This window comes from Streptococcus sobrinus DSM 20742 = ATCC 33478, from assembly GCF_000686605.1.
Lineage (GTDB): Bacteria > Bacillota > Bacilli > Lactobacillales > Streptococcaceae > Streptococcus > Streptococcus sobrinus.
In genome coordinates, this window is record NZ_JMLC01000038.1 from 1 (window position 1) to 10,158 (window position 10,158).

At 44.3% G+C, this 10,158-nt stretch carries 8 protein-coding genes and 1 rRNA gene; all 9 read left to right on the forward strand.

Going from position 1 to position 10,158, the window contains the following annotated elements:
• Nucleotides 1–361: IS30 family transposase (locus tag BS63_RS01000000111125; protein ID WP_032798614.1), on the forward strand; the 361-nt coding region annotated here is incomplete at its 5' end.
• Nucleotides 362–513: 152 nt separating this feature from the next.
• A complete protein-coding gene (rpmB, locus tag BS63_RS0109785) occupies nucleotides 514–702 on the forward strand; it encodes a 50S ribosomal protein L28 (RefSeq protein ID WP_002960104.1) in 189 nt (62 codons plus the stop codon).
• Between the two features lie 520 nt (nucleotides 703–1,222).
• Nucleotides 1,223–1,588: an Asp23/Gls24 family envelope stress response protein gene (locus tag BS63_RS0109790; protein WP_002960106.1), complete on the forward strand. Its 366-nt coding sequence runs from the start codon at nucleotides 1,223–1,225 to the stop codon at nucleotides 1,586–1,588.
• The gene (locus BS63_RS0109795; RefSeq protein ID WP_019795535.1) at nucleotides 1,588–3,261 is read left to right on the forward strand and encodes a DAK2 domain-containing protein; all 1,674 of its coding nucleotides are present in this window, start codon (nucleotides 1,588–1,590) and stop codon (nucleotides 3,259–3,261) included. Before BS63_RS0109790 ends, BS63_RS0109795 begins: the two co-directional genes overlap by 1 nt.
• A 276-nt stretch (nucleotides 3,262–3,537) precedes the next feature.
• The gene (locus BS63_RS0109800) at nucleotides 3,538–5,241 is read left to right on the forward strand and encodes an acetolactate synthase large subunit (protein ID WP_002960111.1); all 1,704 of its coding nucleotides are present in this window, start codon (nucleotides 3,538–3,540) and stop codon (nucleotides 5,239–5,241) included.
• Nucleotides 5,234–5,716, forward strand: coding sequence for an acetolactate synthase small subunit (ilvN, locus tag BS63_RS0109805; RefSeq protein WP_021673935.1), 483 nt, complete (start codon nucleotides 5,234–5,236; stop codon nucleotides 5,714–5,716). The genes BS63_RS0109800 and ilvN overlap by 8 nt, the downstream gene beginning before the upstream one ends.
• Before the next feature lie 71 nt (nucleotides 5,717–5,787).
• Nucleotides 5,788–6,810 carry a ketol-acid reductoisomerase gene (gene ilvC, locus BS63_RS0109810; RefSeq protein ID WP_002960115.1) on the forward strand — a complete coding sequence of 341 codons (1,023 nt, stop codon included), beginning with the start codon at nucleotides 5,788–5,790 and terminating at the stop codon, nucleotides 6,808–6,810.
• Nucleotides 6,811–7,130: 320 nt separating this feature from the next.
• Nucleotides 7,131–9,632, forward strand: a complete 2,502-nt coding sequence (gene leuS, locus BS63_RS0109815) for a leucine--tRNA ligase (RefSeq protein WP_002960117.1) — start codon at nucleotides 7,131–7,133, stop codon at nucleotides 9,630–9,632.
• 334 nt (nucleotides 9,633–9,966) lie between these two features.
• Nucleotides 9,967–10,158: ribosomal RNA gene (locus BS63_RS0109820) — 16S ribosomal RNA — on the forward strand; the annotation flags it as partial.

Consider the following 10,158-nt stretch of genomic DNA (forward strand, 5'->3'; position numbering starts at 1 on the left):
CCGAAAGAGTCGCTATCAAATCATCCGTCTCATACCCGACAAGTCGGCAAGTTCAGTCAATCAGGCTTTGAGAGCAATTCTACAAGAGTACCAGATTAACTCCATCACAGCTGATAACGGGACAGAGTTTAGTCGCTTATCGGATGTTTTTGACCCTGAGCACATCTATTACGCCCACCCTTATGCTTCTTGGGAGCGGGGCACCAATGAGAATCACAATAGGCTCATCCGTCGTTGGTCACCCAAGGGAAGCAAAAATGCGACTCCACAAGAAGTCGCAGTCATTGACAATTGGATAAACAACTATCCGAAGAAAATACTGGATTACAAATCCCCCAGAGAAGTTTTATCTGCTGGCTAACTTGGACTTGAAATTTGGCTTTGACCGCCCCCTTGCAGCTTTTGCATTAAATTTTTCAAATAGCTTGCCAAGCCTACTGAATTCTGATAAACTACTAAGGTATGTGGTGCTAGCACATCCGTAAAAAAATAATATAGGAGGACGCAATTAAGATGGCAAAAGTATGTTATTTTACAGGCCGTAAAACAAAATCAGCCAATAACCGTTCACATGCGATGAACAAAACTAAACGTGCCGTTAAGCCAAACTTGCAAAAAGTTACTATCCTTGTTGATGGTAAGCCTAAAAAAGTTTGGGCTTCAGCTCGTGCCCTTAAATCAGGTAAGGTTGAACGCGTTTAATAAGTAAATGAGAGCCCTCGGGCTCTTTTTTTCGTATCTTGATAGAAGAGCAGGGACCAATTGTTTATTAACTTTGTCTGTGGTGATATGGAGCTTGACCGGCTGATAATGCTGGACAAACGGAGTTAGTCAGGGACAAGGAAAATTTTCCCTAGGAAATTTTGTAGTTGTCCTAAAGGTGAAAAGTAGAGCGACCTCGTCCGTGACGACATGAAGCTAAAGGAGGCGGTTATACTTCTTTTGCTGAATTAGTAAGGAAGATAGGTAGACCACCGCTAGTGGCTGCCGTGTGACAGTGCGTGCTTTAGCACTTAGGTGGAACTCCATGAGTATATTTTGCGACACGAAGATAAAGTAGTCGATAATACTACTTTATCGGAGTTAGTAAAGGCGGTAGGCAATCCACCGCTAGTGGTTGCCGTGAGAAACCAAGTGCTTTAGCACTTAGGGTGAACTCCGCCTTTGTACTTTAGCTGGGGTTTATGATAAAATAAAGTGATAAAAACTTGAGAGGTGCGAAATGACTGTAAAAATTAACACAAAGGATGGTCAGATTGAGCTATCTGATGACGTTATTGCAACAGTTGTCGGAGGTTCAGCGACAGAAATCTTTGGAGTGGTTGGCATGGCCAGTAAAAGTGCTATTAAGGATAATTTCCAAGCTCTTTTGCGTAAGGAAAACTATTCTAAGGGAGTCGTTGTTAAATCATTGGAAGATGGGATTACAGTTGATGTCTACACCGTCATGAGTTATGGTGTTAAAATCAGTGAAGTTTCCAAAAATATTCAGGAACGTGTGAAATTTAATCTTGAGAACCAACTTGGCATCCATGCCAATGTGGTTAATGTTTATATTCAAAATATCAAGGTTGTAGGAGAAGATTAGTGTCAAATATTACAACGAGCCTTTTTCAAGAGATGGTGCAGGCAGCTGCAACTCGTCTCGGTAATCAGGCAGAATATGTTAATTCTTTGAATGTTTTCCCAGTACCCGATGGTGATACAGGGACCAATATGGGGATGACTATTGAAAATGGGGCTAAGGCTGTTGCGGATCAAGCAGCGACTAGCGTTGGTCAAGTCGGTCAGATTCTCTCTAAGGGTCTCTTGATGGGAGCGCGGGGGAATTCGGGTGTTATCACATCGCAATTGTTCCGCGGATTTGGTCAAGCCATCAAAGACAAGGAAGAGTTAGATGGTAAAGCTCTGGCGGAAGCCTTCCAGTCAGGAGTAGAGGTTGCCTACAAGGCTGTCATGAAACCTGTTGAGGGGACCATTTTGACAGTCTCGCGTGGGGCAGCGACTGCAGCCCTCAAGAAGGTAGAAACAACCAACGATGCGGTTGAGGTTATGCAGGCGGCTCTTGATGGGGCCAAGGCAGCCTTGGCTAAGACACCAGAGATGCTACCAGTTCTGAAAGAAGTTGGCGTTGTTGACTCTGGTGGTCAAGGTCTGGTCTTTATTTATGAAGGCTTCTTATCTGCTTTGACAGGGGACTATATTGCTTCGGAAGAATTTCAAGCAACGCCAGCCAATATGAGCGAAATGATCAACGCCGAGCATCATAAGTCGGTTGCTGGTCATGTGGCTACTGAGGATATTAAGTTTGGCTACTGTACCGAAATCATGGTGGCTCTCCGCAAGGGACCCACCTACGTCAGGGACTTTGACTATGATGGTTTTCGTAACTACCTCAACGAACTTGGGGACTCCCTTCTCGTTGTTAATGATGATGAAATTGTCAAGGTTCATGTCCATACCGAAGATCCTGGTCTGGTCATGCAAGAAGGTCTCAAGTATGGTGCCTTGGTCAAGGTAAAGGTTGACAATATGCGGGGACAACACGAGGCCCAATTGGAAAAGGAAGCCGGTCAGGAAGCGGTGGCTCCAGCAACCCCAGCCAAGGACTTTGGCTTGATTGCTGTTGTGGCCGGTGATGGATTAGCAGAGATTTTCAAGTCCCAAGGTGTTGATGTTATCATCTCAGGTGGTCAAACCATGAACCCTTCAACTGAGGATATTGTTAAGGCTATTGACTCCCTCAATGCTAAGAATATCATCATCCTGCCTAACAATAAGAATATCTTTATGGCTGCCCAATCAGCAGCCGAGGTAGTTGATCTGCCGACGGCAGTTATTGAAAGTCGGACCATTCCTCAAGGCTTGACCAGCCTTCTGGCCTTCAACCCTGAGAATTCTCTAGAAGATAATGTTGCTGCTATGACGGCCAGTCTATCGGATGTTGTCAGCGGTAGTCTAACCCTAGCTGTTCGTGATACCAGTATTGATGGCCTAGAAATCCATAAGGATGACATTCTGGGGATGGTTGATGGTAAGATTCTTGTTTCTGACCCAGATATGGAATCTGCCCTGCTAGCGACTCTGGATAAGATGATTGATGAGGATAGTGAAATTGTCACCATCTATATCGGTCAAGATGGTCAAAAAGAGCTTGTTGAGAAATTGACAGCGACTTTGGAAGACAAATATGAGGAAATTGAGGTAGAAGTTCACCAAGGTGACCAACCGGTTTATCCATACTTGCTCAGTGTTGAATAATTTAATGATGGTTTTCCCAGCTCTCTAATGAGGGCTGGATTTTTTATCATTTCCTTTTTGAGATGGGCTGAGATCTGTTGCCATGTAAATGAAAACTTTGGACAAGAGTAATCTAGGAACTCACCCTGAATTGGTTTTAAACAGGTTTTCTTCCTTTCTTAAATTGCCTGATAAATTTTCTCATTTTGACTTGCATTATTTTCTGAAAATGTTATTATAGACACAAGATTTTTGAATTTTTAGAAAAATCCGTAAAATTCAGACAAAGGAGGTAATATGAACCAAATAACTTTAGAAAACCCAAAAACGGGTTCTGATTTACTTTTAGATACTCTGGTGAATTTGGGGATTAAGACCATTTTTGGCTATCCGGGTGGAGCCGTGCTTCCTTTGTACGATGCCATTTATCAACATAATGACATTCGGCATATTCTTGCCCGCCATGAGCAAGGAGCCCTGCATGAAGCAGAAGGTTTTGCCAAGTCAACAGGTCAGATTGGTGTGGCCGTTGTGACCAGTGGTCCTGGTGCGACCAATGCTATTACAGGAATTGCTGATGGCATGAGTGATAGTGTTCCTATGTTGATTTTCACAGGCCAAGTTGGCATGGCTGGTATCGGGAAGGATGCCTTCCAAGAAGCTGATATTGTCGGTATTACCATGCCCATTACCAAGTACAATTATCAGATTCGTGATGCTGCTGATATTCCACGGATTGTCACCGAAGCGATTCACATCGCGACAACTGGTCGGCCTGGACCAGTCGTCATTGATCTTCCTAAGGATATTGCGGCAGCTAGGGTGACTAGCTACAATGATCCTGGTTTGGATTTGCCTAGCTATCAACCTAGGGTTGAGCCTAATGGCTTGCAGATTAAAAAACTTCTCAACCAGCTTAAACGAGCTAAGAAACCTTTAATTATTGCCGGTGGCGGGGTTAACTACGCTGGGGCCTCCAAAGAGTTGATAGCTTTTGCAGAACGCTACAATATTCCAGTTGTTTCCACGCTCTTGAGTCTGGGAACAATTCCTGTATCTCATCCGCTGGCTCTGGGAATGGGAGGCATGCATGGCTCCTATGCCTCTAATATGGCTATGACCCAGTGTGATTTCATGATAAACTTTGGTTCACGTTTTGCTGATCGCTTGACAGGGAATCCTAAGACCTTTGCTAAGAATGCTGTTGTTGCCCATGTTGACATTGATGCTGCTGAAATCGGCAAGGTTGTCAAAACGGATATTCCAATCGTTGGCGATGCCAAGGAAACCTTAGACTTGCTTTTAGCTGAGGAGGCTGTTCGGACTCGTCATGATGCTTGGACTGAGGAAGTTTTGGCTAATAAAGCCAAAGCTCCTTTCTCTTACAAGTTCGACGACGCTGTGATTAAACCGCAACACGCTATCGAGACTATCGGGAAGTTGACTCAGGGTCAAGCCATTGTCGTAACCGATGTTGGTCAGCACCAGATGTGGGCAGCCCAGTTCTATCCTTATCAGAATGAGCGTCAGCTCATCACTTCAGGTGGTCTAGGAACCATGGGCTTTGGTATTCCAGCGGCGGTTGGAGCCAAGCTTGCCAATCCAGACAAGGAGGTTGTTCTCTTTGTTGGCGATGGTGGCTTCCAGATGACCAATCAGGAATTGGCCATTCTCAATGGTTATGGTCTGCCGATTAAGGTGGTTCTCATTAACAATCATTCTTTGGGTATGGTTCGCCAGTGGCAGGAGTCCTTCTACGATGAACGTCGTAGTGAGTCAACCTTTGATGATGAGCCTAATTTCCAACTTTTGGCTGAGGCTTATGGCCTTGCTCATTATCAGTTTTCTGATCCAAATACCTTGGAGGCAGATTTGCAGGTTATTACTAAAAATAAGCCTATGCTGATTGAAATCAATATCTCCAATCGTGAGCAGGTTTATCCAATGGTCCCTTCAGGCAAATCAAATGCTGAGATGATGGGGGTGAGCTTCGATGCGTAGAATGTTAACCGCAAGACTTCGTAACACAGCCGGTGTCCTTAATCGTTTCACAGGAGTCCTATTGAGAAAGCAAATCAATATCGAAGAGGTGTCGGCCGGTCATACCGAGGAAGAAGGTGTGACACGGATTACCGTTATCGTTGATGTTGCTAGCTTGGAAGAAGCTGATTTAATTATCAAACAGCTCAATCGTTTGATTGATGTTATTCGAGTGCGTGATATCACGGATGTTCCCCATTTAGAGCGAGAGGTCATCTTAATTAAGTTGGCTGCTCCAGTTCATAAGCGTGCTGAAATCTTGGCTGTCATCCAGCCTTTCCGCGCTAGCGTGATTGATGTTGCTTTGAAGTCTATCACGGTCCAAGTCACAGGAGATGCCAATAAGATTGATGCCCTCCTGCGTGTCGTTGAACCTTATGGGATTCAAAATGTTGCTCGAACGGGAGCGACAGGTTTTTCACGAGATTTGTCCTAAAAATCTCCCTTAACAATGTTACCCTTGGCCGTAAGGCTAAAATATAATTTTTAGAAAAGAGAGTCTATATTATGGTAGTAGAAATGGAATACGAAAAAGATGTCACAGTTGATGCCCTTGCTGGCAAGAAACTTGCAGTAGTTGGCTATGGTTCTCAAGGTCATGCTCATGCCCAAAATTTGCGTGATTCAGGTTATGATGTCATTATTGGTGTTCGCCATGGTAAATCATTTGATAAGGCCAAAGAAGACGGCTTTGATGTTTACGAAGTTGCTGAAGCAACTAAATTAGCTGATGTCATCATGATTTTGGCACCAGATGAAATCCAAAAGGACATTTATGCCAAAGAAATCGGACCAAACTTGTCAGCCGGTAATGCCATTGGCTTTGCACATGGTTTCAATATCCATTTTGGTTACATTAAAGCTCCAGAAGATGTTGATGTATTCATGGTTGCTCCTAAAGGACCAGGTCATTTGGTTCGTCGTACCTTTGCCGAAGGTTTCGGTGTTCCAGCACTCTATGCGGTTTACCAAAACCCAACTGGTCATGCTCAAGAAATTGCTATGTCTTGGGCCAAAGGACTGGGAGCTGCTCGTGTTGGTCTCTTGACCACAAGCTTCAAGGAAGAAACCGAAGAAGATCTCTTCGGAGAACAAGCAGTCCTCATGGGTGGTTTGACTCACTTGATCGAAGCTGGTTTCGAAGTTTTGACTGAAGCGGGTTATGCTCCACAACTGGCCTACTTTGAAGTTCTTCATGAAATGAAATTGATCGTTGACCTTATCTATGAAGGTGGCTTCAAGAAGATGCGTCAATCATGTTCAAATACTGCCGAATTTGGTGACTTTGTAACTGGTCCACGTGTCATCGGACCTGAAGTCAAGGAAAATATGAAGACTGCTCTTGCTGATATTCAATCTGGTAAATTCGCGAAAGAATTCGTTGAAGACCATGATGCAGGCTTCCCACGTTTGAAAGCTTACCGTCAAGAAGCTGAAAATCTTGAAATCGAAAAGATTGGTGCCGAATTGCGTAAGGCAATGCCATTCGTCAACCAAAACGATGATGATGCCTTCAAGATTTACGAATAAGCAAAAGAAAAGCAGAAGAAAGAGGAGGCGTCAGCCTTCTTTTTTTATGGGCTGGGCTGGCTTTATTTTGGAGATTTTTCGGTGGACCGGAGACCGAAAATCTTCTTCAACAAACCGGCTTTTGTTTTAATATAAGACTTCGTTCCAGACTAAGACCAGTCTGATCAGCTTGTTGGAATTGATTCTGGGAACTGTCCTTTCAATTTTGACGACTGGCAATCTAGAACCATCGTCTGCCCACTTAGGAACTCGGAATCAGCCTTTAAAAATATAGTGAAAATGATATAATAGACAGGACTATATAAGATGGAGAAGCAGCTATGACTTTCTATAATCACAAAGAAATTGAAACCAAGTGGCAAAAGTACTGGGCTGAGCATAAGACCTTTAAGACAGGGACCGATAGCTCAAAACCCAACTTTTATGCCCTGGATATGTTCCCTTATCCTTCGGGAGCAGGTCTGCACGTTGGTCACCCGGAAGGTTACACGGCAACCGATATTCTCAGCCGTTATAAGCGTGCCCAAGGCTACAATGTTCTCCACCCAATGGGTTGGGATGCTTTTGGTCTGCCTGCAGAACAATACGCCATGGATACTGGTAATGACCCTGCAGATTTTACAGCAGAAAATATTGCTAATTTCAAGCGACAAATTAACAGCCTAGGTTTCTCTTACGACTGGGACCGCGAGGTTAATACCACCGATCCTAATTATTACAAATGGACCCAATGGATTTTCACTAAGCTCTATGAAAAGGGCCTAGCTTATGAAGCTGAAATCCCTGTCAACTGGGTAGAAGAGCTAGGGACTGCTATTGCCAATGAAGAAGTCTTGCCTGACGGCACTTCTGAACGGGGTGGTTACCCTGTTGTCCGCAAGCCTATGCGCCAATGGATGCTGAGAATCACTGCCTATGCGGAACGTCTTCTCCAAGATTTAGAAGAACTTGACTGGCCAGAGTCCATCAAGGAAATGCAACGCAACTGGATTGGCAAATCAGTTGGTGCTCATGTTGACTTCCAAGTAGCTGGAACAGACAAGAAATTTACGGTCTTCACGACTCGTCCTGACACTCTCTTTGGAGCTACCTACGCTGTAATGGCTCCTGAACATGACTTGGTCGATGTCATCACTAGTCCGGAACAGGCTCAGGCGGTTGCTAACTATAAGCATGAAGCTAGCCTTAAGTCCGATTTGGCTCGGACTGACCTCAACAAGGATAAAACAGGGGTCTGGACTGGTGCCTATGCCATTAACCCTGTCAATGGTCGCCAAATTCCAATCTGGATTTCGGATTATGTTCTTGCCAGCTACGGAACTGGGGCCATCATGGCAGTTCCTGCCCATGACACTCGTGACTGGGAATTTGCAAAAGAATTCGGTCTGGATATAATTCCAGTACTAGAAGGTGGCGATGTTGACAAGGAAGCTTGGACGGAAGACGGCCTTCATATCAATTCAGAATTTCTGGATGGCCTCAATAAGGATGAAGCCATTGATAAAATTATCGAATTTCTAGAGGATAAAGGGTTTGGTAAGAAGCAAATCAACTATCGTTTGCGGGATTGGCTTTTTAGTCGTCAACGCTATTGGGGTGAACCAATTCCAATCATTCATTGGGAAGATGGCACCTCAAGTGCGGTGCCGGAAGACCAACTACCCTTGGTTCTGCCTGTTACTAAGGACATCAAGCCTTCAGGAACAGGAGAATCTCCACTGGCTAACTTGACTGATTGGCTGGAAGTAACTCGTGAGGACGGCGTTAAGGGGCGTCGGGAAACCAACACCATGCCCCAATGGGCAGGGTCAAGCTGGTATTACTTACGCTATGTTGACCCTCATAACGATGAAAAACTAGCGGATGAAGACCTTCTCAAGGCTTGGTTGCCGGTTGACATCTATATTGGTGGGGCAGAGCACGCTGTGCTTCACTTGCTCTATGCCCGCTTCTGGCATAAGTTCCTTTATGACCTAGGAGTTGTTCCAACCAAGGAACCCTTCCATAAGCTCTTCAACCAAGGAATGATTTTGGGAACCAGTTATCGTGATGGTCGCGGAGCTCTTGTGGCAAGCGATAAGGTTGAAAAGCGGGATGGTGGTTTCTTCAATATTGAGACTGGCGAAGAGTTGGAGCAAGCCCCTGCCAAAATGTCTAAGTCCCTCAAGAATGTTGTTAATCCAGATGATGTCGTTGAGCAGTATGGTGCCGATACCCTGCGGGTCTATGAAATGTTTATGGGACCTCTTGATGCTTCGATTGCTTGGTCAGAAGAGGGGCTTGAAGGTTCTCGAAAATTCCTGGACCGTGTCTACCGCCTCCTGACCACAAAAGATATTACAGCCGAAAATAATGGTAAACTTGACAAGGTTTACAATGAAACCGTCAAGTCGGTAACTGAACAGATTGAAGCCATGAAGTTCAACACCGCCATCGCTCAGCTTATGGTCTTTGTCAATGCCGCCAATAAGGAAAAGACTCTGTTTGTTGATTATGCCCAAGGCTTTGTGCAATTGTTGGCTCCATTTGCTCCCCATGTTGCCGAGGAGCTGTGGCAAAGCTTGACTAACTCTACCGAGTCTATCTCTTATGTGAAATGGCCAACTTGGGATGATAGTAAACTTATCGAAGATGAAATCGAAATCGTTGTCCAAATCAAAGGCAAGGTCAGAGCTAAGCTCCTGATTCCAAAAGATCTTCCAAGAGAAGATATGGAAGCCTTAGCTTTAGCTAATGACAAGATTAAGGCAGAGTTGGAAGGGAAAGAGGTTGTCAAAGTGATCGCTGTCCCTAATAAACTCGTTAATATTGTTGCAAAGTAAATCAAAAGCAGATTCCATGTGAGTCTGCTTTTTTTATCCTGAAAATTTTCCGACTTAAAGAGTGGTTTCCAGAAGTTAAAAACAGCTCTAGCATTCTCGTTATTTTCAGATTATTCTGACTATTTTTGTCAAAGTAGACAAGTAGAAATTTTTTAAAAAAATTTCTGACAAAGTTGTTGACAATGCAAAGTGTGTTTGCTAGAATAAAGAAGCTGTCCTCGAGAGGGGACAAAGACCTTTGAGAACTGAATAGCGAAAGCAACCAAGACGTGCGGGTTAAGGAATTAACCTGTCAAAAAAGCAATAAATCTGTCAGAGACGGATTGAGTAAAGATTAAATGAGAGTTTGATCCTGGCTCAGGACGAACGCTGGCGGCGTGCCTAATACATGCAAGTGGAACGCATTGGTAACACCGGACTTGCTCCAGTGTTACTAATGAGTCGCGAACGGGTGAGTAACGCGTAGGTAACCTGCCTGATAGCGGGGGATAACTATTGGAAACGATAGCTAATACCGCATAAGAGG